This is a genomic window from Kordiimonas lipolytica, assembly GCF_042651265.1.
Classification (GTDB): Bacteria; Pseudomonadota; Alphaproteobacteria; order Sphingomonadales; family Kordiimonadaceae; genus Kordiimonas; species Kordiimonas lipolytica.
The window spans coordinates 143,501-166,963 of sequence record NZ_JBHSCR010000005.1; the positions used below are offsets into that span (position 1 = coordinate 143,501).

Below are 23,463 nucleotides of genomic sequence, written 5' to 3' on the forward strand. Positions count from 1 at the left end.
CAGCCCTTTTGCTTGTTTTAGCCTCAGCCCTCATTATAGTGTTTCGGACAATATGATGGGGGTTTTCATGCGATCATTTCACCTTTTTCTCGCAGGCGTTCTGTGCCTGACCCTTGCTGGATGCGATTCCCAAGCCATGCTCGATGAGGCAGCCGAGAAACTCGCTCCAGAGCATATTCAGGAGCTTGCTGCTCAGGTTAGGGAAATGGTCGTTTCCCGCGATACCGAAGGCATCAAGGGCGTGCTCCATCCCAGCGCGATTGGCCCGGATTTCGACATGGCAGCAGCCAACATGTGGGCCCAGCTCCCGGGTGGGGACCTCATTGACACCAGCCTTGCCGGTGTAAACACATCCAGTCGGTGGGAAAACGGCGTCTCCTACACGGATTACCGCTTTCAATATCAATACGGTTTTGAGGAAGGCTGGCTTCATGTTCAGATGGTTTTCAGGGAACAGGATGAAGCCGTCAGCATGATCAATTTGCACCTTACCCCACTCGTTGGAGACCTACGGGAAATCAACGCCTTCAACCTGGGGCAGGCCTCCTTTGGCAAACACATGATGTTCCTGGCTGTGATCATCACTCCAATTCTGATCATCACGACATTTGTGGCGGCCTTCCGTATGCGCAAATCGCTGAAAAGGCCCAAGCGTTGGCTCTTGTTCATTCTGATAGGAGCTGGTGGCCTTACAATGAACTGGACGACTGGCGAGACGGCATTCGAGCCACTGAAGTTCGGCCTACTTGGCGCCGGCTTCCTCTCTCCAGGCCCACATGCGCCGCTGGTTTTGAACCTTTATTTCCCGCTGGGCATGGTCTTGTTCTGGATTTTCAAGCAGACAGGCAACCTAGCAATGAAGGAACCAGAAAAGTCCCTGGAGGACATTCTGGAATAGAGGGCCGCCAATCAACCCTGTCGGCGCCAGATCTTGCCATCTGGCGCCACGCGGATACCGCCCACGTAGCGCTCAGCGACCACATGCTCCATCCAGTCCTCGCGTCCTTCAAGGCAGGCTCGGCCAAGATGGGTGATGGCCACGCTCGCAGCAGGCCAATCATCCCCGAACCTTTCAATCGCCCCGCCAGCCAGCAGCCGGTCAAGATCATACCAATACATCTGGTCCCCAAGATACGGAAGGGGCTCACGCTCCAACTTCAGGGTTTTGAAGAGCTTACCGCCGGTCCGGGCGCCCTCTGCGGCGAGCACCCTCAGCGTGAGCTCTTCGGTCAGGCTGAGACCACTTGACCGCGCGGGCAATTCCTTCAGGTGGCGCATGATCGCTGGCGCACACAGGGGCAAGGCTGGCGTGTCGCTTTGGGCGAGGCGTACAAGATTATGCGGCGTCTCTTCGACAAGAGCAGCCCAAACTGATTGCCCGAGCGCGAGCATGTCAGTGGTAACCCGCTGGCGGTTGTCATATAGGCCTTTGAGGTCGGCGGGACTAAGCTGGCCAAGGCCTATAAAACGCGGCTCAACCGGGAAGTCCCCAACACAGACAAGATCAAGCACTGGGCGTTCATCAAGGCCAGAAAAATGCTTCAGCAGAAACATCAGGATCAGTTGATCATAGCTATCGTGTTCAAACCACAGAACGATACGGGCAAAGGCCGCTGCATTGGCAAGCCGGGCGTATCTTAACCGTTGTTTCTTGCGAGCGTCCACTGGATCAAGCCCGTAAGCGCCAACGACGAAGTCGAGCCGCTTTTCCAGGAAAGCTTCCTGTGGCAGGTCAAGAACCGGCCCCTGACAGAAGGGATCGGAGAAATCGAGGAAGGCCCCTTCGATTCCAGCATCCTTGAGCGCAACCTCTATGTCGCTGCCGCACCGGATATGCAATGTTTCCTGAGTGTCCATGCGCGCCACACTTGCAGAAAACATGTTTAAACACAACGCATCAGCATTATGTTTTCTTGATAAATTTTCTGGAAAATCTTGAGAGGAGAGAACTGGCTGGGGCGGCAGGATTCGAACCTGCGCATGCCGATACCAAAAACCGGTGCCTTACCGCTTGGCGACGCCCCAACTGGTTCGTGGCGCGGTTTTAGTAGAACCGCCCCGGACTGTAAAGACTTTTTTTTGTACTTTTTTTGGGTTTTCCGTGACGGATCAACTTCACAAAATTTCAAGCGTCATTTTCAGGCGCGGCCTGCACCCACATGGTCCGCCATAACCCACCAGTCTCTGCGGCCTTCGCTAATTTTCCGAGCGGCAAACTGAGCGTCCTCTAAGCTTTCGAAAAGGGCGAAACAGGTCGCCCCGCTCCCGGACATGCGCGCCATTGTTACGCCGCGCTGACGGGTCAGCTCATCAAGCACATCGGCAACTGGCGGGCAGATTACCCGCGCCGCGCCTTCTAGCGCGTTACGGCTTCCTGCTGAAAGGCCACCTATATTGGCACAAAGCGTTTCAGCGTCCTCAAGCGGCGCATCAAAGACTGTTCCTGCGGCGTGATATGCCTTGAACACTGCCGGCGTTGGCAGTGACTCCAACGGATTCACCAGCAAAATTCCCGCTTGCCAAGGAAGGCTAACCGGCGTCAGCTCCTCGCCGATACCGCGTACCATCAAGGGCGACTGGTGCAGGCAAGCAGGGACGTCAGCGCCCAACTGAAGAGCGATTACCTCAAGTTCGGTCATAGGCAACTTCAGTTTCCAGAGCCGGTTGAGCGCAAGAAGCGCCGCGGCCGCATCAGACGAACCACCCCCGATGCCCGCCGCCACGGGCAGGTTCTTCTCAAGCCTTACTGAAACCTGTGGATCAAGGCCCACGCGGGCTGCCAGAAGCATCGCAGCCTTGACCACAAGGTTATCGTCCCCTGCCCCGCCAAGAGCTTCCAGCGCGCCCGCAAAAGGACCTTCAAGGTGAAAGGTGAACTCTGGTGCCGCCGCTACCGTGATCCGATCGCCCTTTTCGGTAAAGACAAACAGGCTCTCCAGTTCATGATATCCATCCTCACGGCGCCCGGTGATGTGCAGGAACAGATTGACCTTGGCCGGCGCCGTTACACTGACTGGCGGCTGGGCTGCCCACAGAGGCATGCTCATGACGGCTCTTCAAGCCCCAGCTCGAGCTTTTCCTTCAGCGTTTTTCGCTCATCATCAGACGGGCCGTTATCCATGGCATGACGCCACTGGAAGCGGGCTTCGATCCTGCGCCCAACGCGCCAGTAGGCATCCCCCAGATGATCGTTGATCGTTGGATCAGTGGGCTCAAGGCGCACAGCTTGTTCCAGATACTCCACGGCCGCATGATAATCGCCAGTGAGATAGTGCACCCACCCCAGGCTGTCGATGATAAAGCCATCGTCAGGCTGCTCTTCCACCGCCTGTTCGATCATGGCTTTGGCTTCATCGATATTCTTACCCCGGTCAATCCAGCTGTAGCCCAGATAGTTGAGCACGCTGGCCTCACCCGGGTTGAGCTGGAGCGCTGTCTTCAGATCAGCTTCCGCTTGCTGCCAATTACCAAGCCGCTCATAGCAGACACCGCGGGCGAAAAAGATGAACCAGTCAGACTGTTCGGCTGAGCGAATCTGGCCGATTGCCTGACTGTAATAGTGAACCGCTTCTTCGAACTTTTCCGCGTCGCGCAAAAGATCGGCGAGCGCAGACAAATGCGCGCTGGAATGCGGCGCGTCCCTCAGGGCGGCACGCAGCAGGGCCTCAGCCTCACCGTCGCGCCCGGCAGACCTGAGAGCGCCAATGCGCCTGAGCTCCGCCAGCGGCTTCAGGGGGCTTGTTTGCGGCACAGTGGCATAGGCCGACACAGCACTTTCCGGCGTGTCGATCTGCTCCAAAAGGTTCCCAAGCAGGAAATAGATTTCAGATACTTCGGGCGTCAGGTAGGACGCGACACGCAAGTAAACAATCGCAGCCTGCTGGGAGCGACTTTGGGCAAACTCGGTCGCCAGGCGGTAGAAGACGAGGCCCGCAGCACCACGTGGATTGGTGGCATCCTGGCTGGGGCCGAAACCGCCCGTGATACGCATGCCTTCGCGCAGCAGGAAGCGGTTGTCACCAAAGCGTTTGGTTTGTTCGCCCAGGAACTCCCGTGCCGCTTGTTCCTTGCCCGTGCGGGTCAGCATATCGGCATAAGCCACCAAAGGCTGCAGGGAGGCTGGGCGCTCGTCATCCGCCAGCGTCTGATAGGCGGTCGATGCGGCGTCATACCGACCGAGGTGATCAAGAATATAGGCGTAATGCTCCTGCCCGATCACGCCAAGACGCGGATCGTTAATAAGCGGCGCCAAGGCCTTGCTGGCAGCAACCAGGTTATTTTCGGCGGCATAGCTCCAAGCCTCCAGGATCGGCGTGACAAGAAAGCCATAGCCCGCCCCCTGCTGTTCCTTCAGCCGTTCACGAACAACTTGCCAGTTTTCATTTTTGTAGGCTTCCAGCACATACATCAGGTGCAACAGGTCATCCTGCGCTGGATTCGGCGAATGCTGCATCTTGACCGCAAGCGATGCCGCCTCGTCCATCCGACCTGCATACAGAAGCTGGAAAAAGGCGCGGTCAGCAACGAAGCCGCTTTCCGGATCTGCGTTCAGGGCCTCAAGGAAATAGTGTGCCGCAGAGGCGTGCTGTTCATTCTGCTGGGCAAGCGTGGCGGCCAGAAACGGACCATACATGGTATTGTCCGCATCCACCGCATTGAATTCGCTATGAAGTGCCGAAGGCGCCGGGGCCAGCGTGGCAGGGCCTGAACCCTGCCCTGCGCATCCCACCAGCGCCAAGGCGAAAGCCAATGATTTGAAAGGCTGCATGCCTGCCCTTTGTGCTCAAAACGTTACATGTTGGGGTAGTTCGGGCCTCCGCCGCCCTCAGGCACCACCCAATTAATATTCTGTGTAATATCCTTAATATCACAGGTTTTGCAATGAACACAGTTCTGAGCATTGATCTGAAGACGCTTTTCCTCGCCGTCTTCACCAACATATTCATAGACACCGGCTGGACAGAAGCGCTGCTCCGGCCCGTTATAATCCGCCCAGTTCACGCTGACAGGAATGCTTTCATCCTTCAGTTGCAGGTGGATCGGCTGGTCTTCCTCGTGGTTGGTGTTCGACAGGAACACGCTTGAGAGCTTGTCGAAGCTGATCACACCGTCCGGCTTCGGGTAATCGATCGGCTGGCAGTCTGCTGCCTTTTTGGTCGCTTCGTTATCCTTGTGGATATGCTTCAGCGTCGGCATCATGAACCCAAGGCCGATGGTGTTCATCCACATGTCGAAGCCGGCATAAAGCGTGCCCCATTTGGCGCCGAACTTGGCAAGCGCCGGGCGGGCATTCCGCACCTTATGAAGGTCTTTGTAAATCCAGCTGGATTTGAAGGCATCTTCATAGGAACTCAGCTCTGTTTCGCCATTCGAACCCGCCACAATGGCGTCAAACGCGCTTTCCGCCGCCAGCATGGCTGACTTCATGGCGTTATGGGTGCCCTTGATACGCGGCACGTTCACGAAACCGGCTGCACAGCCCACAAGCGCACCGCCTGGGAAATAAAGCTTCGGCACAGACTGTAACCCGCCTTCGTTGATTGCCCGTGCGCCATAAGCCACGCGGCGGCCACCTTCCAGAATCTTGCGCACTTCTGGGTGCGTTTTGAAGCGCTGCATCTCATCAAACGGCGACAGATACGGGTTTTCATAATCCAGCGTCACCACGAAACCGATGGCCACCTGGTTGTTTTCCTGGTGATAGATGAAACCACCGCCCGCAGTGTTGCCAAGCGGCCAACCCTGCGTGTGGATCACTCGGCCCGGCACATGCTTCGATGGGTCAATATCCCACAGCTCCTTGATACCGATACCGTAGGTCTGGAACTGGCCGTTTTCACGCAGAGCAAACTTGGCCTCAAGCTCTTTTGAGAGCGAGCCACGGCAGCCTTCAGCGAACAGTGTGTATTTGGCGTGCAGTTCCATGCCTGGTGTATAGCCGGCCTTCTGTTCACCATCACGGCCAACACCCATGTCACCAGTGGCCACACCTTTAACACGTCCGTCTTCATGATAGAGTACTTCAGAACCGGCAAAGCCCGGGTATATCTCCACGCCCAAAGCTTCAGCCTGTTCAGCCAGCCAGCGCGTGAGGTTGCCAAGCGACAGCGTATACATGCCATCGTTTGACAGAAGCGGCGGCATCATGAAATGCGGCAGGGATTTGTGGCCGGTCTCAGAAAGCACCCAGTGCTGGTTGTCCACAACCGGCGTGTTGAGCGGCGCGCCCTTTTCTTTCCAGTCAGGGATCAACTCATCAAGCGCGATCGGGTCAACCACGGCGCCTGACAGGATATGTGCCCCAATCTCTGAGCCCTTTTCGATCACACAGACCATCAGTTCCTGGTCTTTCTCCTGGGCCAGTTGCATCAACCGGATCGCTGCTGAAAGACCTGCTGGTCCACCACCCACGATCACTACGTCAAATTCCATGGATTCACGTTCCATGTTGCGCTCCTTCAAACTTCCCTAACGTCCGGTGCCTAACTTCGCCGCCAATAGCATGCGGCCTCAGTCCCAAACTGGACCGAATACAATCATTTTCAAGTGTTTATGCCGCGCGAGGAAACAAAGGTCAAACGCTTGGCGGCAGATTATTTTCGCACTGCAACATAAGTCATTGATGCCGCGACGTCAGGCACGGACATTTTGTACTTTCTTTCAGACGTGGGAAAAGCAGAAATTTTGAACAAAAATTCAATGCAATTTTTACCACCCTCCGACTATAGTGGGCTTAAATGAGGCCGACGATTAAACAATATTGGTAGAAAATGAGTTCTCCTGAGCCCCAAAATCTGGACCCGGCAACCCTTCTGGCATGGCACGTAGCCATGGGCGCGGACGAAGCCATAGACATCGACCCGATCGACCGTTTCACCACGGAGGTTCAGACTCCGATTGCCTCCAAACCCGTCCAGCAGGTACCTAAAGCGGCCAAACCAATAGGCCCAAGGCCGGTGGCCGCAAAGCCTGTGCAGGCGGTCGTTGGCGCTGGCCCCGAAGCTGCAGGCCGCGTGGCAGCTGAAGCTGGCACGCTTGAGGATCTCAAAGCCGCCATGGAAGCGTTCGACGGCGGCCTTCTGAAGCGTTCGGCCAAAAACACAGTATTTGCAGATGGCACACCCGGCGCGCCTGTGATGGTGATCGGTGAAGCGCCCGGCGCTGATGAGGACCGGGAAGGAAAACCCTTTGTCGGCGTTTCCGGCCAATTGCTGGACAAGATATTGGGTGCCGCCGGTTTCTCCCGCGATGAAAACGTCTATATCACCAACATGGTGCCCTGGCGCCCTTTGGGGAACGCCACGCCGGACAGTGCAACAATTGCCATGTGTATGCCGTTCGTGAAGCGCCATATTGAGCTTGCCAAACCCCAAGTGATCCTGATGGTTGGCGGCGTTTCCGCCAAGGCACTTCTGGGCACTGAGGAAGGCATCACCCGACTGCGTGGTCGCTGGAAAGAGCTGGAGGTCGGCGGCCAGAAAATCGCCGCATTGCCGGTTTATCACCCGGCTTATCTGCTGCGCCAGCCCGCGCTCAAGGGCCACGCTTGGCGCGATATCCTGTCTGTGAAGAGGAAACTGTCCCTGTCATGAGTGTCCGCGCTGTGTTTCGTCTGCTTTTTGCTTCCCTGCTTTTCTCTGCGGTATCTGCCGCGGCGCCCGCAATGGCTTCCGAAGTGGACATCCCGAAGGTATTGAGCCGCGAGGATATCAACCGCTACCAGAGAATCTTCGAGCTACAGGAACAGGCCCGCTGGGAAAAAGCGGACCGCATGATCAAATATGTCGAGAACCCGATTCTGATGGGGCATGTGTGGTTCCAGCGCTATATGCATCCCACCGGGTACCGCAGCAAATATTCCGAGCTTGCAGGCTGGCTGAAATCATACGCCGACCACCCGAACGCCTGGCAGGTATACCGCCTGGCCCGCAAACGGCAGGGCAATGCCCGCGCGCCCAGGCGCCCTATCGACACGCGCTACCCGGGCGTGACCGGCCAAGCCGCTGCCCCCAAGCCGCCGCTGCCACGGCGCGACCGCCTTGAACGCACGGCAGTGACTCGCTTCTTTGCCAATGTGCGCCGGTACGTACGCAAGGGCCTGCCCGAACGCGCGGAAAAGCGCTACTGGGCCATGGAAGCACGCGGCCTGCTGGTGCCTCATGAGCGGGCTGAAGCGCTTGAGCGCATCGCATCCAGCTATTATTACAAATCCAACAATGCCAAGGCGCGGATTCTGTCGACCCTTGCTGCAGACCTTGCGCGGGAGATCGAACCCCATGCGGACTGGATCGCGGGTCTGGCATACTGGCGGGACGGCGACTTTGCGAGCGCTTATGAGCATTTCAAATATGTCGGTGAAGCCGAACGCGCCGGTGACTGGCTGGCCTCTGGTGGGCATGCCTGGGCTGCGCGCGCAGCCTACCAGCTTGGAGACCCGGTCACAGCCACCGAACACCTGCGCGCCGCAGCGACCTATCAGGAAACCTTCTACGGCCTGATCGCCGCACGTCAATTGGGCATTCGCCCCCGGATTGATTGGTCTGTACCGACGCTAAGCGAAGAGGCACTAGACAACCTGATGCCGCATTCGGCAACGCGGCGGGCTATCGCGCTGACAGAAGTCGGCTGGCACCATATCGCGGATGAAGAACTGCGCCTTCTGTGGGGGCGCGAGGGAACGGCAGTACAGGATGATCTTCTGCCGCTCGCCGCAAAACTCAATTTGCCCAACATTCAAATCAGGCTTGGCCGCGTGGGCGGCACTGGCCATCCGGCTTCAACCGCCGTGCGCTACCCGCTGCCTGATTGGGAACCCGCGGGCGGCTTCACGGTAGACCGGGCACTGATTTTCGCCATGGTGCGCAAAGAAAGCGATTTCCGCATCCGTGCCCGAAGCCACGCAGGTGCAGGTGGCCTGATGCAGGTGATGCCGGCAACCGCCAGCTATATCTCCAAGAACCGTCGGCTGAGGCGCGACCGCAAGAAGCTCTATGAGCCAGAATTCAACATGGCGCTTGGGCAACAATATATCGAATATCTGATCGATTCCGACTATGCAGAAGGCAACCTGTTTATGGCGCTCGCCGCCTATAACGGTGGCCCCGGCAGCCTGATGGAATGGCAGAAGGAAGTCATTTACGAGCAAGACCCGCTTCTGTTCATCGAATCCATAGGGTTTTATGAGACGCGAAACTATATTGAGCGGGTCATGGCGAACCTGTGGCTGTACCGCATGCGACTTGGGCAGGAAACGCCGAGCCTTGATGCCACGGCGTCAGGTGCCTGGCCAGTCCTCGACAATATTGACACCGAAGCGACAGCCATTGCCATGAAGCGCGCGCAAACCCGAACTGCCACAAGGACCACACGTCTTGCCGAAGATTGATGAAAGCCGCCCGTTCATTCCAGTGAACATCGCCGTACTGACCGTTTCAGACACCCGCACGCTGGAAACCGACCGGTCCGGCGACACGCTCGTCGCACGGATTGCGGAAGCTGGGCATAAAGTTGCTGATCGCCAGATCATCAAGGATGACATCCCCGCGATCACCGAACAGGCGCATGCCTGGATCGCGGACAAGGGCGTTGACGTGATCATCGCCACCGGGGGCACGGGCCTGACCGGGCGCGATGTCACGCCCGAAGCATTTGAGGCCCTCTACACCAAGTCCATCCCAGGCTTTGGCGAACTGTTCCGCATGCTGTCCTATGAACTGATTGGCACCAGCACGATCCAGAGCCGCGCCACAGGGGGCCTTGCGGACACCACGCTGATGTTTGCCCTTCCAGGTTCCACTGGTGCTGTAAAGGACGCGTGGGACAAGATCCTGGTTACCCAGCTCGACAACCGCTACCGCCCCTGTAATTTCGTTGAGATGATGCCCCGTTACGGCGAAAAATAGCGCCTCGCACAATTGCCATCAGTAATTGTATTTGATACAAGCCCTTGAGACTTTCGTTTGGGGGATTGTTATCATGAAACGTCATTTTGCTGTAGCGTTGCTTCTTTTCGCTTCCCTTGGTATTGCCAGCCCTGCTTTTGCGGGCCTCAGCCTCGAGGAACATGAGGCACGTGCAAAAACCATGACGGTGCGCGAAGCCTATGCAGCCTATGAGGAATGGGTGACGAAAGAGTCGCGTTACTATGCCGAGCCCTACGCACATCGCGTTTATTCATTGCTCAAAGAAGCAGCGGCCCTGGACGAAAAGCATGCCAAAAATCTCGCGCAGGCCAGCTTGAATTATGGTCGCCTGCTCTTGTCTGTAAACAAGCGCGAACAAGCTGAAGAAATCCTTGAGGAAGCCTTGGTACTTTTTCAGAACCAGTATGGAAATGATGCTCCAGAGGTTATTGATCCACTGATGGATCTCGGCCATGCAGAGACAAAGTTTCTGAGCGGGAAAACGGGCGGGAAATATTATCGACGCGCTGTTGAAATAGCTGAAAAGCTGGAAGGGGAAGATTCCGCCCTCGTCGGCCAGCTTTATTATGAGATGGCCGAGCAGCAACTGGTTATGGGCGCAGGAAAACGTAATCTGGCGGTCAGCAATCTTAAAAAAGCCTACAAGATTTTCCAGGCGACACTGGGTGAAAATCACGGCCGCACAGCCTTGGCAAGCTACCGCCTTGGCGAGCTGAAAAAGCTGGATAGGCGGTATGATGATGCAGCAGAGTTTCTGGAAGCCGCTGTAAGGGTCTATGATAGCGGCGCACCTAACGAACGCCTGACACAAAGAATGCATGCGCTATTGGTGGAGACTTATGAAAAAATGGGCGAAAGCGACTTGGCCACCAAGCATTGCCAGGCCGTTGGCCGCATCAAGGAAGCCAATCGGGATCCTGTGGAAACAGGTGAAAGTTACGAGCCGCTGTTCCTTGCCCAGCCCAAATACCCTGTATCGGCACAACGTAGAGGCCTTGAGGGCACAGTGGTGCTTGAACTGACCGTCACCAAGGATGGGCGCACCAGTGATTTTCGCGTCATGGAACGATATGGCCCCGATGCCTTCGTAAAGGCCTCCATTGATGCCGCCAAAAAATTTAGATACTCCGCGCGACATGAAAATGGTCAGCCAGTAGACACAACTGGGGTCAAATACCGCTTTGCGTTCCATCTGGCTGATTAGGCGTTACTGCGCCCTGGCAGACTACAGTCAAATCTGTGGCACCACCCGGCAGGAACAGAATTTCGTGCGGGAATCCGCCGTTTGAGGGCAGTCTGCCAATTTTGGGCTTCCATCCTTGTGCCCCCTCGCCTACTCTGCCGGGCAAATAACACAAGATAACTCTGGGGAGAGGACGTGTTTCAGTTAAAGCGTATTCTGGCAGCCACGCTGGCCAGCTTGGCATTCACCGCACCATTGATGGCTCAAGATAGCGACACCCGCAGCGGTTTCGTGCAGATGTTGGCCGACGGAATAAACGCCCTCGGCGACTTCGTTTTCAGCACGATCAATATCTTCGGCTTGGAAGTGGAATGGATCGTCGCCTTCCTCGCCCTGCCGATGATTATCCTCACCCTCTATTTCGGTTTTGTGAACGTCACCAGCTTTAAACGCGCGTGGCGGATTGTAAAAGGCGACTATCACGACGATAGCGCGGATGGTGAAGTGACCCAGTTCCAGGCCCTTGCCACCGCCCTTTCGGGCACTGTTGGCTTGGGTAACATCGCCGGTGTGGCCGTAGCCATCTCAACCGGCGGTCCCGGCGCCACTTTCTGGATGGTGCTGATTGGCTTCTGCGCCATGACGCTGAAGTTCGCGGAATGTACGCTTGGCGTAAAATACCGCGACGTACGCGCTGATGGCACCGTGGCTGGCGGCCCAATGTATTATCTGGAACGTGGTCTGAAAACGCGCGGCGCGGGCTGGAGTAAAACTGGCAAATTCCTGGCGTGGAGCTATGCCCTTCTGGCGCTACCAACCCTGCTACAAGTGGCGCAGGTGAATCAGTCTTTTGAAGCTGTTGCGGCTGTTACCGGCATCGACAGCGAGCCCAGCCGGTGGGGATTCGGCGTTATCATGGCGTTGCTTACAGCCATCGTTATTATTGGTGGTATCAAGTCTATCGCAAGCGTGACCGCGCGCCTCGTACCGGCGATGGCAGGCATCTATATTGTTGGCGCCCTGATCATCATTGGCTCACACATCACGGAAGTTCCAGCTGCATTCGTTACCATCTTTGAATCCGCCTTCTCGCTTGAGGCGGGCATGGGTGGCCTGATTGGCACGATCATCATTGCCATGCAGCGTGCAGTTTATTCCACCGAAGCAGGCCTTGGGTCCGCCACCATGGCGCACGCCGCAGCCAAAACCAACGAGCCCGTCTCCGAAGGCATGGTTGCGTTGATGGAACCTTTCGTTGATACCGTTGTCGTGTCCACCATGACCGCGCTTGTGATCGTTATCACCGGTGTCTACCTCGACCAATCAGGTGCGGCTGGCATTTCTCTGACATCCACAGCATTTGGCAGCGTAATCAGCTGGTTCCCATGGGTACTTGCTGTTGCGGCCTTCCTGTTCGCCTACTCCACCATCATCAGCTGGGGCTACTATTCCGGAAAGGTATGGGAGTTTCTGTTTGGGGGCAGCAATCAGTCCATGAACCTGTTCAAAATCATTTTCTGTGTCGCTCTGGTTCCGGGCGCTGTGTTCTCTGTATCTGAAGTCTATACACTGATGGACAGCATGTTCTTCCTGATGGCGGTCCCCAATGTGATCGGTATCTATCTGATGGCCCCTGAGCTTAAGCGCGACCTGAAGGATTATCTGGCGCGCCTGAGGTCCGGCGAAATCAAAGCGAACACTTAATCGGTCTGCCGCGTCGGTTTTGGGCTGGCACGGCTTTCCAACTTCTGGAGCAAGTCCATGCGTTATTTGATGGTATGTTTTCTCTTTCTGGCCGCCTGCTCTGCCCCGCTTGCAGCAGATGAAGCCGACAGAATCGCTGTGAACAACGCCTTGGACAACTTCCACAACGCAGCCGCAGGCGCTGACTGGGAAACCTATTTCGGCCTGATGAGCGACGATGCCATCTTCCTGGGCACAGACGCATCTGAGCGCTGGGACAAGCCAACTTTTGAAGCTTACGCCCGCCCAACGAACGGCTGGACCTATACGGTTCGCGAGCGGCACGTCAATTTTGCGCCTGACGGCAACACAGCCTGGTTCGACGAACTGCTGGATAACGCAAAATATGGCACCAGCCGGGGTACAGGTGTGCTGATTCGCACAAATGGCGGCTGGAAAATTTCTCAGTACCATCTCACCTTCCCGCTGCCGAATGATCTGGCAAAGGGAATCACTGAACAGATTCAGGCATTTGAAGAGCGGCAAAAAGCAGGCCAAGAATAGGTCAGCAGCCTTGTCTTGAACCGGCAGCAATCGCGCCTCATGATTTCTTCACTAGTGGGTTCCAGCTGAGGGAAGAGGAGGCGTGTATGCCCGTTTCCGGTGTTTTGGGGCGTTTACTTGAGTATTGGCACACTTTGCCGCGCGACGCAGGCGCGGCCTTGCCCAGAAAATGTGTGCTGCATCCAACCGATTTGCACGAGTTGCTGCCACGCATCTCGCTGATGAAGCGTATTGACCGCTATGACGTGCAGGTGTCCATGATCGGCACGTCCGAAGACAGCCTGTGGCAAACGCCGATCGCAGGTATCAATGCATTTGACCTGACAACACCCAACATGCGCGAAAACACGGCCCGCCTCTATGAAGCCATTCTTGACCAGCCCAGCGGCGTGCAGATGCAGGAAACCGTCATGCGGCGAAACGGCGACAGCACTGAAGTGGAATCGCTCTATCTGCCGCTTGCGGACGAGATCGGCGCCCCGACATATATCATCGGCTGTTCGGTTTACCTGAAACAGCCACGCTATGGCCGGATCAATGACCGCCTGATGCTGGACCACCAGAAAGTATCGAACATTGAATTCATCGATCTCGGCCAGGGCAAGCCGTTGGTGACATTTGAAAAACCGGCACCGCGCCCACGTCCCGTCGTGGAAAGCCGCTGGTGGGACCGATTCATGCCCTCAAAGCCAAGGCCCGGCAGCGACAACCTGCTGGATGCTTGAAGGTCCTCCTGAAGGATGGTCGGGAGACAGGTGCCAAGGATATTCCCACGGATATTCGCTTTGACACTGACGCTCCCGCGCCATCTTCGGGCGGCTTCAGCCCATTTTCTGCACCATCTTGAACAAGAGGTTCGGGAAGAAGCGTTTCACCCACAGCGCTTTCATCTCGCTGCCCTCGCCCACAGGAATTTCCTTCCGCCCCTTCTTGAAGCCCTTCATAATCACGCGGGCACAGGCGTCCACGTCCATGCCGCCGGCGATGTTCTGGTCCACTTTCGCAAACTCTGAACCATCGCCCTTGAGGGCGTGCTTGGCGATGTTTGTGCGGATAAACCCCGGTGTGATGGTGGTAACCGAAATACCGTCTTTCGCCACCTCTGCCCGCAGCGCATCGAAAAAGCCCATCATGGCGTGCTTCGCCGCACAGTATCCAGTGCGCTGTGATACGCCAATCTTGCCCGCAACCGATGCTGTCACAGCCAGGTGGCCGCTCTTCTGCTCCAACATAACCGGCAGCACCAGTTTGGTGAGTGCGATCTGACCAAACACATCTACTTCGAACAGGCGACGGTAGGTTGCCATTTCCGTATCGACACATAGCGACCGCTGGGAAATGCCCGCGTTATTGATCAGCATATCGATCCGGCTCGTGAAGGCTTTGGCCTCAGCAACCTTGCCCGGCAGCGAAGCTTCATCCGTGACATCAAGGGGGAGTACAAGCATGTCTCCGCCCTGTGCGCCTTCTGCGATGCAGGCTTCACGCACACGCTCCAGTTCTTCAGCGCGCCTAGCGGACAGGATGAGTTTGGCCCCCTCCTTCGCGAACTGATGAGCAAGCGCCTCGCCAATACCGGACGATGCGCCCGTGATCCAAACTGTTTGGCCCTCGAACATGATTGTCTCCCCTTGCGAACCTTTGGAATAATAATAAGGCGAAAGCCGCCAGCTTCAAATGACCTATACCTTAAAGAAGGGAAATTCCCTTTGCAAAACCAATAGCTTCCCTTAGGTTAGGCGGGGATCGGAGCAGACAATATGCAGTTTCAGACACCGACCATAACAGGCCTTGTCGGCGCCGCGTTTCAGGCGGCAAAAGCCAGAACAGAGCTGTTGATTCTGCTGGCCCTGCTGGCGGGTATCGGCAGCAGCATTGTCTATGCGCCGGCTGCTACAATTCTAGAGAATCTGATCGAAATCTATCCAGAGAATGTGGTCGAAGTCTATCCAGACACGGGCACTCCAAGCGAAAGAGATGAGGAAATTGCCTCTGTTGTCAATCAAGGGTTATCTACCCTGTTGCTGGGCCATTTGGCGGCTACAGCAGTGTCTACTTTCTTGTTAATCCCCTTTGCCCGGGCGTCCGCCCCAGGCAACCTTGTCCCTGCTGCAGGCGGCATGCGCGCCTTCATGATCCGCGGGCTACGGTCCTTCCTTCACATGGTTGCTGCAAATGGCATCAGCATTTTGGTAGCTTTTTTTGCCCTGTCACTGATTGTGGGACTCGCCGCAGCTCTAGGGCCGCTTACAAACGCTGTGGCCATTGTGGCTGCCGGTTTTGTGATGTGGACCTCAATTGTCTTGACCAGCACAGCTCATCTCGCGATCGCGGCGGAAGCACGCGACCGGCGGGAAACATTGCCGTCCGCTTTTGTGCGCGCCCGGCTTTTCATGGTTCCTATCGCCGCGTCACTCGCGATCCTGTTCCTGCTTACCACCCTGCTTTACCTTACAGTGGGCAGCATGGCCATCAATCTGGTTCCGGAAGAATTTGAATTTCGTATGGCGCTAATTGTGGCTGGCTTTGTCGCCTACCTGACCTCAGCCCTGCATGTCGCCGCACTCTACAAAGTTCCTGACTTTCGCGACCTGCGCCCTTCTTAATCGGTTTCACCATTCCAGCGAAACGCTGGGCTGCGTTTCTCAAGAAAGGCTCTGACCCCTTCGGCCGCATCCGAGGCGCTGTGGGCGTCCTTGAACATTTTTGCAGTAACCCCATCGTCGTCGTGCTGGCCGTCAAGGATAAGACGGATGGTTTGCTTGATGCCCCGCACCGAATATTGCGACACCTGCGCCATCTGGTGCGCAAAGCCGAGGGTCTTTTCCGATAGCTCTTCAGCCGGAAAAATTTCGTCCACCAGGCCGATGCGCAGAGCCTCCTCCGCGTCCACTACCCTGCCGGTGAACAGCATGCTTTTTGCCTTCGCGGGCCCGACAAGGTCCATGAGCTGTTTGGTATCATTGAGCGGGTATATCAGCCCCAGCTTGGCGGGTGTGATGCCGAACCTCGCCGTATTGGCGGCAAATCGCATATCGCAGTGGATGGCAATGCCGCACCCACCGCCCATGCAGGCGCCGGACACCTGGGCAATGGTCGGCTTCTTGGCACGCGCCAGCGTCCGCTGCGCATCCCGGATAGCCAGGCGGTTGCTTTCCTGACGCTCTGGTGAGCCACCGATCTGCTCGAGCTCCGCGATATCAGCGCCCGCAGAGAAAGCCTTGTCGCTTGATGAACATACAATGATCACCCGCACATCCGGATCAGCGTCAAGCTGCGCTACAGCATGCGGGATAGACGCCCACATGGCTTCCGACATGGCGTTTCGCTTGTCGGGCCGATTGAGCACCAGGCGGCCGATGGCACCATCCTTTTCAAGAAATACTGGGCTTGTTGGATCGTTCAGGTCGGTCATGCGGTTCTACTTTCCTTGAAACAAGTTTTGCTGGCCTTAAAACAGGCTGTGCTGGCGTTCCTGCTCAGGTGCCTCAATACATTCTGGCCCCTCGGAACGGACATCATTCATGCGGCTGCTGACCATACGCCACTCAAAGGCGGTCTCGGGCATGAAGTCGAAACTTTCAAGAAAGCCACGCGGCAACGGGTCATGGGGCTTTAGCCAGGCATCATATTGGCCGGGCTTTACCACCAGCGGCATACGGCTGTGCAAACTACGCATTGGCCCGAGCGTAGGACCTGTCAGGATCGCCATCGTCTCCAGCCAATGGTCGCCTGTTGGGCCATGCCAGGTGGTCCAGATGCCGGCAAAAGCCTGTAAGCCGCCGCCAACCGGCGTAATCAGGAACGGCTGCTTTCGTCCCTGCAGGCTTTTCCACTCAAACCAGCCGTCAAAGGGCACCAGACAGCGCGTCCGCTTCATTGGAGAGCGGAACGATGGCTTTTCGATCACCGTTTCCATCCGCGCATTAATCAGCGGCTTGTCGCCCCGCTCCTTCTTCCATTCCGGCACCAGCCCCCATTCCACGGCAGCAAGCTCGCGCCTGCCGCCCTCAGCGTTCCTGACAATCAGCACAGGCTGGTTGGGGGCAATATTGTAGCGCGGGGGAATATGAGCATCTGCACGCACGCCGAAGGTTTTTATCATCGCATCCTTGGGCGATGTCATCAGATAGCGTCCACACATAAAGCCTTGCCTCTTTTGCCTTCCGCACCCATTGTTGGGACCATGTCCAAAGAAATAGCATGCTTATGACCGAAGCAAGTGAAAAGCCGGAGGTTAGGGAAAATCCCACTCGCCCCATCGTTGGTGTCGGCGCTGTGGTGATGAACGGCGACAATGTGCTCTTGATTAAGCGGGGCAAGCCCCCCAAGAAAAATGAGTGGAGCCTGCCTGGCGGGGCCCAGATGCTGGGCGAAACCACCTATGATGCAGTTGCGCGCGAAGTGCTGGAGGAAACCGGCCTCGTTATCCAGCCCACCTGCCTTCTGGACGTGGTCGATTATATCGACCGGGCACCTGATGGCTCGCTCGAATTTCACTATACGTTGATTGATTATCTTGCGCTCACGACAGACAGCCACCCAGTTGCGGGAACAGATGCGGTCGATGCCCGCTTTTTCCCTCTTGATGAAGCCCTTGCCCTTCCGCTATGGACAGAAACCCGCCGCCTGATCGAACTGGCGGCAGACAAGATGCGACAGCTTAGCGAAAGGCACTAACCATGACCGACAATAAACCATCCTCCCGCAGTGCGATTGGGATGCTGGCCCTGATTTTCGGTCTGATGGCCTATGCTTTCCTGGCGGCTGCCATAGGCGGCAAGCTGGCGGAAAGCTCAGTCGCGATCCAGAGCGTCTATTATCTTGTGGCAGGCCTTTTGTGGATCTGGCCCGCCAAAAAGCTCATCTACTGGATGGGCGGCAAGAAACCGGAATAGACAAAATAAAAGCCGCGACACTTGGTATCGCGGCTTTCTGGTTTTGATCCGGCCCGTTTTAGGTGCCAGGGAACTTATAATCCTTGAACTGGTCGCGCAGGTCCTTTTTGGAAATCTTGCCGGTGGCAGTGTGCGGAATCTCATCCACCATCACCACATCATCAGGCAACCACCATTTGACAACACGGGTTTCAAGGAAGGCGTTCATATCTTCGGTAGTGACCGTCTTGCCCTTTTCCGGCACAACGATCATCAGCGGACGTTCGTCCCATTTCGGGTGACGCATACCGATAACAGCTGCTTCCACCACGTCAGGATGCGCAACGGCCTCATTCTCGAGATCGATTGAACTGATCCATTCTCCGCCAGACTTGATCACATCCTTGGCGCGGTCAGTGATCTGCATATAGCCGTATTCATCAATGCAGGCGATGTCACCGGTGTCGAACCAGTTGTCGTCATCCAAGATCTTGCCACTGTCGCCCTTATAGTAGCTGTCGATCACCCATGGGCCACGCACCATCACGCGGCCAGAGGTCTTGCCGTCGCGCGGCATGATGTTGCCGTCATCGTCCTTGATGCACATCTCAACACCCAGAACCGACCGGCCCTGTTTGGTCTGAACATCCAGCTTTTCTTCTGGCGACAGGTTCGCAACAGCTGCGTTTTCACTGCCTAGGCTGCCTAGTGGGCTGGTTTCCGTCATGCCCCATGCGTGGTTCACGCGAACACCGTATTTTTCCTGGAAAGTTTTGATCATGCTTCTGGGCACGGCGGACCCGCCAATTGTAACAATTCCCAGCTTACCCATGTCCTTGCCCGTTGTTTCAAGATACTTGAGCATACCGGACCATACGGTGGGCACTGCTGCAGTTACAGTCACTTCCTCGTCCATGATCAGTTTGTGCAGCACGTCAGGTTCATGGTGCGGGCCGTTAAAGGCGATCTTCGCGCCCGTGGCCGCCGCCGCATATGGGATACCCCAGCTGTTTGCATGGAACATCGGCACAACCGGCAAAATGGTCGACAGGGATGAAATCCCCAGCGTATCCCCGGAAATTGCCAGCAGTGTATGCAGGAAATTAGACCTGTGGCTATAGAGAACCCCTTTCGGGTGGCCAGTCGTTCCGGATGTGTAACAAAGACCGCAAGCGGTATTCTCATCGAACGTCGGCCAGCTGTAGTTGCCGTCTTCCGCATCCAGCAGCTCCTCGTACGACAGCGCATTCGGCAGCTTGGTATCCGGCATGTGGTCGCGACCAACCATGATCACATAATGCTCAATGGTCTTGAGATGTTCATGGATCGCTTCAATCAGCGGCACAAAGGTGATGTCCAGCATCAGCACTTTGTCTTCTGCGTGGTTCATGATGTAGATCAGCTGTTCCGGGAACAGGCGCGGGTTCACCGTGTGGGTCACTGCCCCCATACCGGAAGCACCGTACCAGATCTCCATATGCCGGTGACTGTTCCAGGCAAGCGTCGCCACACGGTCACCTATGCCGACACCAAGACGCGCCAGCGCCTGCGCGCACTTCTTCGCACGCACAGCACAGTCGCTGTATGTATAGGCAAACTTTCCGCCCTCAGGCAGCAGCCCAACAATCTCGCGGCGCGGATGGTTTATTTCGGCATGCTCCAGGAATTTGGATACCAGCAACGGCCAGTCTTGCATCTGTCCAAGCACTTAGACTTCTCCCCATAATCGAAAACAAAACGCCGCTGCCTTCCCAAACAGCGGTAGATTCAGGCGTTTGTTTGACTATAGGTCTGCACCAACGCTTTTCAAACGCTTTGTGACGCTTTTTCGTCAGCCTTGGGTGACTTCAAGCGTGCAGCTATCCAACTGATGCGGGTCATCAGGGTCTGCGCGGAACGCCGCATGATCGACCACACCATCCTTTGCCGCTGTGATCAACCACACCCATCCCCGCTCAACCGATTGTGCTTTGTCCGCATCGGACGGTCTGGCGACGCCATTGGGGTGGCTGTGCCAGACGCCGACAATCTGTGGCCCACCTGCCCGCGCCGCCTTCTGCATCAGTATGTGCATACCGGGATCAATCTCGAAACTGGTTTCCGGGTTACCTTCGGTGACATTCTCGGTCACAACGGCTTGGGTGATGGTAACAACACCTCCTGCCGCCTCCCCCAGAAGAAGGGCACACGCTTCATGGGGCTCAGCCTGCCAGGCCGTCCGCTCCAGCATTTCCACAAGGGTGGTGCTCAGCCGGACCGTTACTGCTTCTGCCATACCAGCGGCACATCCACTTTGGCCTGTTCGCCCGTCAGGCGGTTCAACGTAACGATGGTGTCACCTTCGTTAGAGCGGAAATGGAATATCATTTCAGCGCCCTCGGCACTAACGGACACAAGCGTCGCGCCCACCGGCCGTTCAACAGAGAAATCGCCGTAAGACCGCGCAGGTACTGCAGCAGGTTCGGCAACCACGGGACCGGCATCCCCTTCATCCATCAGGCTTTCAGCGGCACGTTCGGAGATTTTGTAGACCATCAAGCCAACCATCGCGAGAATGGCAATTCCAAGCCCGATCACTAAGAGCTTCATGCCGGTATGCTTCGGCACTGCCTCTTCTTCAGCCCCCGAAACCGGAGCACCTTCATTCTGGGGCGTGACTTTTTCGTCTTGTGGCATCATAAGATGTCTCCATGAGCGACACATTCAAAATCGATATCGGGCCGGACCAGGTCGGCAGCCGCCTTGATAAAGTGCTTGCGGACGCAATGCCAGACATTTCGCGTTCCCGCCTCAAGGCCCTGATTGAAGGCGGCCAGGTTCTTGAGCTGCATTCAGGCGGCAAGATCAGCGCATCGCGCAAGATAAAAGCGGGTGAAAGCTACCAGGTCAATATCCCTGCACCCGAGGACCCAGAGCCGCAGGCTGAAGACATCCCGCTTGATATCGTATTCGAGGACGAGCACCTTATTGTCGTCAACAAAGCGCCAGGCATGGTGGTCCATCCGGCGGCAGGCAGCCCATCCGGCACGCTTGTAAACGCACTTCTGCACCACTGTCATGGCAGCCTGAGCGGCATCGGCGGCGTGAAGCGCCCGGGCATTGTGCACCGCATCGACAAGGATACAAGCGGCCTTCTGGTGGTCGCCAAACATGACAAGGCCCACAACGGCCTTGCGGAACAGTTCGCCGACCATTCCATCGAACGGTTATATACTGCTGTGTGCAAGGGGCACCCTGTGCCGCCAAGTGGGCGGATCGAAGGCAATATCGCGCGCCATCCGGTCGACAGGAAGCGCATGGCCGTCACGGACCACGGCGGCAAATGGGCGGCGACCCATTACCGCACCCAGGCGCACTTCGCCCAAAACGGCATCGCCATCGCAAGCCTGATCGAATGCCAACTTGAAACCGGACGCACCCATCAGGTGCGTGTCCACATGGCCCATATTGGCCACCCGCTGGTGGGAGACCCCGTTTACGCGCGTTCAACCGTGCCGGGCAGCATCAAAGGCGCAGCGCGTGCAGCGCTCCAGTCCTTCAAGCGTCAGGCGCTCCACGCCCGCCTGCTCGGTTTTCAGCACCCAATCACCGGTGAGACCTTTAAATTCGAGAGCGACTTACCATATGACATGAAAGAGCTTTTGGAGACACTGGCACCCTACCGGGTGTAGGTGCCTCTTTTTTGCGTGTTTGACGAGGACCAGAAAGCCGCAGTAAACTAAGCGGCAAACAATAAAAGCGGTTAGGGATAGGAATATGTCGACTCCAAGTAACTTGCCCACTTTGTCACCTGAAGGCAGCCTGAGCCAATACCTGCAGGACATCCGGAAATTCCCGATGCTCGCGCAGGAAGAGGAATATATGCTGGCCAAGGCCTGGACCGAGCATGAGGACCGCGAGGCTGCCCACAAACTGGTAACCAGTCACCTGCGCCTTGTGGCAAAAATTGCCATGGGATACCGCGGTTACGGCCTGCCTGTCGCAGACCTGATCGCAGAAGGCAATGTGGGGATGATGCAGGCTGTAAAACGCTTTGACCCCGAAAAAGGCTTCCGTCTGGCTACTTACGCCATGTGGTGGATCAGGGCCGCAATCCAGGAATATATCCTGCGCAGCTGGTCGCTGGTGAAAATCGGCACCACGGCTGCCCAGAAGAAGCTATTCTTCAATCTGCGCCGCACCAAGGGACAGATCGCAGCGGTCGAGGAAGGTGACCTGACACCAGAGCATGTAGCCAAGATCGCCAAGAAACTTGATGTGCCGGAAGACGATGTCATCAGCATGAACCGTCGCATGTCGGCGATGGACCATTCCCTAAACGCACCGCTGCGTGCCGACGCAGAAGGCGAATGGCAAGACTGGCTGGTGGATGAGAACCCAGACCAGGAAACACTCGTTGCTGACAAGGAAGAGCGAGACCAGCGGCTTGAGCTTCTGGAAAACGCCATGGCGGACCTCAATGATCGCGAGCGGCACATCTTCCAGGAACGCCGCTTGGCGGAACCACCGAAAACGCTTGAGGAACTAAGCCAGGAATATGGTGTCAGCCGCGAACGTGTGCGCCAGATCGAAGTACGGGCATTTGAAAAGGTTCAGAAAGCCATGCGTCTTGCGGCCTCAGAAGCCGGTCTTGGCAATCCGCCCACACACTAGCAAGCGGCCATAATAGCCCTTTAGGCACCAGGGCGGCGCCCCTGCTGAGCCCAGGCAGGCTCTTCCTCGGGCCCGTCCTTATCACCAAGCACGTCCGCACCCCAAAGCTCAATAAGGCCTTGGCGCTGCTGATTCAATGACTTGATGCGCTCCTGCGCCAGACTTTGCAACACGATGGCAGCAACCATAGGTCCAACATGAACGAGCGCGTACCCAACAGCAGAAGCACCATACATAGTGGCTAGGTTGATCGGATTGGCCAGAATGAACATCAACTCCCTGGGCTGATCCATGACAGCGGCAACAAATGGCAACACACCCGCAATATTCATAAAGCCAACGCATTGCACGCGTTCAGCCTTATTGACTCCCTTGGCAGTCAGGCCCAGCACCATAGTTGGTGCCAAGCCGACAATGGCAACACCAACGGCTGGCAAACTGAAGATAGCAAGGCCAATCAGGCCTGCGACCAACAGCGGCCCGAACGCGCTCACCTCCTGGCGTTGGTTGATCCGCCGGCGCATCCGCATTGGTGTAGGTTGCTTTTTCTTCTTCGCCATTCTTTTTCCCACAGGTTCCT

24 protein-coding genes and 1 tRNA gene are annotated in these 23,463 nt (G+C 56.6%); 13 read left to right on the forward strand and 12 right to left on the reverse strand.

All coding sequences use genetic code 11. The features are described from left to right. The first annotated feature begins 67 nt into the window (after nucleotides 1–67). Complete coding sequence (locus tag ACFO5Q_RS08400) at nucleotides 68–898, forward strand: hypothetical protein (RefSeq protein ID WP_068152204.1); 831 nt, start codon at nucleotides 68–70, stop codon at nucleotides 896–898. 11 nt (nucleotides 899–909) lie between these two features. Here ACFO5Q_RS08400 and ACFO5Q_RS08405 read toward each other — a convergent pair whose 3' ends face one another. The 5 genes from ACFO5Q_RS08405 to ACFO5Q_RS08425 all read right to left on the reverse strand — a co-directional run bounded on the left by ACFO5Q_RS08405 (nucleotide 910) and on the right by ACFO5Q_RS08425 (nucleotide 6,447). Then, nucleotides 910–1,857, reverse strand: coding sequence for a DUF1835 domain-containing protein (locus ACFO5Q_RS08405; RefSeq protein WP_197421295.1), 948 nt, complete (start codon nucleotides 1,855–1,857; stop codon nucleotides 910–912). 93 nt (nucleotides 1,858–1,950) lie between these two features. After that, nucleotides 1,951–2,025: transfer RNA gene (locus tag ACFO5Q_RS08410), tRNA-Gln, on the reverse strand. A 113-nt stretch (nucleotides 2,026–2,138) separates the two neighbouring features. Further along, nucleotides 2,139–3,047 carry a 4-(cytidine 5'-diphospho)-2-C-methyl-D-erythritol kinase gene (locus tag ACFO5Q_RS08415; RefSeq protein WP_068152197.1) on the reverse strand — a complete coding sequence of 303 codons (909 nt, stop codon included), beginning with the start codon at nucleotides 3,045–3,047 and terminating at the stop codon, nucleotides 2,139–2,141. Then, the gene (locus ACFO5Q_RS08420; RefSeq protein WP_068152195.1) at nucleotides 3,044–4,768 is read right to left on the reverse strand and encodes a tetratricopeptide repeat protein; all 1,725 of its coding nucleotides are present in this window, start codon (nucleotides 4,766–4,768) and stop codon (nucleotides 3,044–3,046) included. Before ACFO5Q_RS08420 ends, ACFO5Q_RS08415 begins: the two co-directional genes overlap by 4 nt. 23 nt (nucleotides 4,769–4,791) lie before the next feature. After that, on the reverse strand, nucleotides 4,792–6,447 hold the full coding sequence (locus ACFO5Q_RS08425; protein ID WP_068152192.1) for an electron transfer flavoprotein-ubiquinone oxidoreductase: 1,656 nt from the start codon (nucleotides 6,445–6,447) through the stop codon (nucleotides 4,792–4,794). Between the two features lie 323 nt (nucleotides 6,448–6,770). On the opposite strand from ACFO5Q_RS08425, the gene ACFO5Q_RS08430 reads away from it, so the two are divergent. The 7 genes from ACFO5Q_RS08430 to ACFO5Q_RS08460 all read left to right on the forward strand — a co-directional run bounded on the left by ACFO5Q_RS08430 (nucleotide 6,771) and on the right by ACFO5Q_RS08460 (nucleotide 14,078). Beyond that, the gene (locus ACFO5Q_RS08430; protein WP_068152190.1) at nucleotides 6,771–7,592 is read left to right on the forward strand and encodes a uracil-DNA glycosylase; all 822 of its coding nucleotides are present in this window, start codon (nucleotides 6,771–6,773) and stop codon (nucleotides 7,590–7,592) included. After that, nucleotides 7,589–9,385, forward strand: a complete 1,797-nt coding sequence (locus tag ACFO5Q_RS08435; protein WP_068152189.1) for a lytic transglycosylase domain-containing protein — start codon at nucleotides 7,589–7,591, stop codon at nucleotides 9,383–9,385. Before ACFO5Q_RS08430 ends, ACFO5Q_RS08435 begins: the two co-directional genes overlap by 4 nt. Then, a complete protein-coding gene (gene moaB / locus ACFO5Q_RS08440; RefSeq protein ID WP_068152186.1) occupies nucleotides 9,372–9,902 on the forward strand; it encodes a molybdenum cofactor biosynthesis protein B in 531 nt (176 codons plus the stop codon). Before ACFO5Q_RS08435 ends, moaB begins: the two co-directional genes overlap by 14 nt. A gap of 73 nt (nucleotides 9,903–9,975) precedes the next feature. Continuing rightward, nucleotides 9,976–11,127, forward strand: coding sequence for a TonB family protein (locus ACFO5Q_RS08445; RefSeq protein WP_068152184.1), 1,152 nt, complete (start codon nucleotides 9,976–9,978; stop codon nucleotides 11,125–11,127). A 237-nt stretch (nucleotides 11,128–11,364) separates the two neighbouring features. Further along, nucleotides 11,365–12,810 carry an alanine/glycine:cation symporter family protein gene (locus tag ACFO5Q_RS08450; RefSeq protein ID WP_068152570.1) on the forward strand — a complete coding sequence of 482 codons (1,446 nt, stop codon included), beginning with the start codon at nucleotides 11,365–11,367 and terminating at the stop codon, nucleotides 12,808–12,810. Between the two features lie 57 nt (nucleotides 12,811–12,867). Next, entirely contained in the window at nucleotides 12,868–13,353 is a 486-nt protein-coding gene (locus ACFO5Q_RS08455) for a nuclear transport factor 2 family protein (protein ID WP_068152182.1), read from the forward strand. Nucleotides 13,354–13,439: 86 nt separating this feature from the next. After that, nucleotides 13,440–14,078, forward strand: coding sequence for a PAS domain-containing protein (locus tag ACFO5Q_RS08460; protein ID WP_068152180.1), 639 nt, complete (start codon nucleotides 13,440–13,442; stop codon nucleotides 14,076–14,078). A 96-nt stretch (nucleotides 14,079–14,174) separates the two neighbouring features. Here ACFO5Q_RS08460 and ACFO5Q_RS08465 read toward each other — a convergent pair whose 3' ends face one another. Further along, a complete protein-coding gene (locus ACFO5Q_RS08465) occupies nucleotides 14,175–14,972 on the reverse strand; it encodes an SDR family oxidoreductase (protein ID WP_068152178.1) in 798 nt (265 codons plus the stop codon). 141 nt (nucleotides 14,973–15,113) lie between these two features. On the opposite strand from ACFO5Q_RS08465, the gene ACFO5Q_RS08470 reads away from it, so the two are divergent. Next, entirely contained in the window at nucleotides 15,114–15,959 is an 846-nt protein-coding gene (locus ACFO5Q_RS08470; RefSeq protein ID WP_068152174.1) for a hypothetical protein, read from the forward strand. Here the strand turns inward: ACFO5Q_RS08470 and ACFO5Q_RS08475 are convergent. Both ACFO5Q_RS08475 and ACFO5Q_RS08480 read right to left on the reverse strand, forming a co-directional pair. Then, nucleotides 15,956–16,768: an enoyl-CoA hydratase/isomerase family protein gene (locus tag ACFO5Q_RS08475; protein ID WP_068152172.1), complete on the reverse strand. Its 813-nt coding sequence runs from the start codon at nucleotides 16,766–16,768 to the stop codon at nucleotides 15,956–15,958. The genes ACFO5Q_RS08470 and ACFO5Q_RS08475 overlap by 4 nt on opposite strands. A gap of 36 nt (nucleotides 16,769–16,804) precedes the next feature. After that, complete coding sequence (locus tag ACFO5Q_RS08480) at nucleotides 16,805–17,497, reverse strand: SOS response-associated peptidase (protein ID WP_068152170.1); 693 nt, start codon at nucleotides 17,495–17,497, stop codon at nucleotides 16,805–16,807. A gap of 65 nt (nucleotides 17,498–17,562) precedes the next feature. Between ACFO5Q_RS08480 and ACFO5Q_RS08485 the strand changes: the two genes are divergently transcribed. Together ACFO5Q_RS08485 and ACFO5Q_RS08490 are read left to right on the forward strand one after the other, a co-directional pair. Next, nucleotides 17,563–18,033, forward strand: a complete 471-nt coding sequence (locus tag ACFO5Q_RS08485) for an NUDIX hydrolase (RefSeq protein ID WP_068152567.1) — start codon at nucleotides 17,563–17,565, stop codon at nucleotides 18,031–18,033. 2 nt (nucleotides 18,034–18,035) lie between these two features. Then, nucleotides 18,036–18,251, forward strand: coding sequence for a DUF2842 domain-containing protein (locus ACFO5Q_RS08490; RefSeq protein WP_068152168.1), 216 nt, complete (start codon nucleotides 18,036–18,038; stop codon nucleotides 18,249–18,251). A 58-nt stretch (nucleotides 18,252–18,309) separates the two neighbouring features. Here the strand turns inward: ACFO5Q_RS08490 and ACFO5Q_RS08495 are convergent, their stop codons facing one another. The 3 genes from ACFO5Q_RS08495 to ACFO5Q_RS08505 form a co-directional block, all read right to left on the reverse strand. Further along, entirely contained in the window at nucleotides 18,310–19,938 is a 1,629-nt protein-coding gene (locus tag ACFO5Q_RS08495; RefSeq protein WP_068152166.1) for a long-chain-fatty-acid--CoA ligase, read from the reverse strand. Between the two features lie 123 nt (nucleotides 19,939–20,061). Then, nucleotides 20,062–20,505 (reverse strand): M67 family metallopeptidase, encoded by a 444-nt coding sequence (locus tag ACFO5Q_RS08500; protein WP_068152164.1) that lies wholly within the window; start codon nucleotides 20,503–20,505, stop codon nucleotides 20,062–20,064. Next, nucleotides 20,490–20,909: a hypothetical protein gene (locus ACFO5Q_RS08505; protein WP_068152161.1), complete on the reverse strand. Its 420-nt coding sequence runs from the start codon at nucleotides 20,907–20,909 to the stop codon at nucleotides 20,490–20,492. The genes ACFO5Q_RS08500 and ACFO5Q_RS08505 overlap by 16 nt, the downstream gene beginning before the upstream one ends. An 11-nt stretch (nucleotides 20,910–20,920) precedes the next feature. On the opposite strand from ACFO5Q_RS08505, the gene ACFO5Q_RS08510 reads away from it, so the two are divergent. Continuing rightward, nucleotides 20,921–21,901: an RluA family pseudouridine synthase gene (locus ACFO5Q_RS08510; RefSeq protein WP_068152158.1), complete on the forward strand. Its 981-nt coding sequence runs from the start codon at nucleotides 20,921–20,923 to the stop codon at nucleotides 21,899–21,901. Nucleotides 21,902–21,986: 85 nt separating this feature from the next. Further along, nucleotides 21,987–22,883, forward strand: a complete 897-nt coding sequence (rpoH, locus tag ACFO5Q_RS08515) for an RNA polymerase sigma factor RpoH (RefSeq protein ID WP_068152153.1) — start codon at nucleotides 21,987–21,989, stop codon at nucleotides 22,881–22,883. A gap of 20 nt (nucleotides 22,884–22,903) precedes the next feature. Here the strand turns inward: rpoH and ACFO5Q_RS08520 are convergent, their stop codons facing one another. Then, on the reverse strand, nucleotides 22,904–23,443 hold the full coding sequence (locus tag ACFO5Q_RS08520; protein WP_068152152.1) for a hypothetical protein: 540 nt from the start codon (nucleotides 23,441–23,443) through the stop codon (nucleotides 22,904–22,906). Nucleotides 23,444–23,463 lie beyond the last annotated feature (20 nt).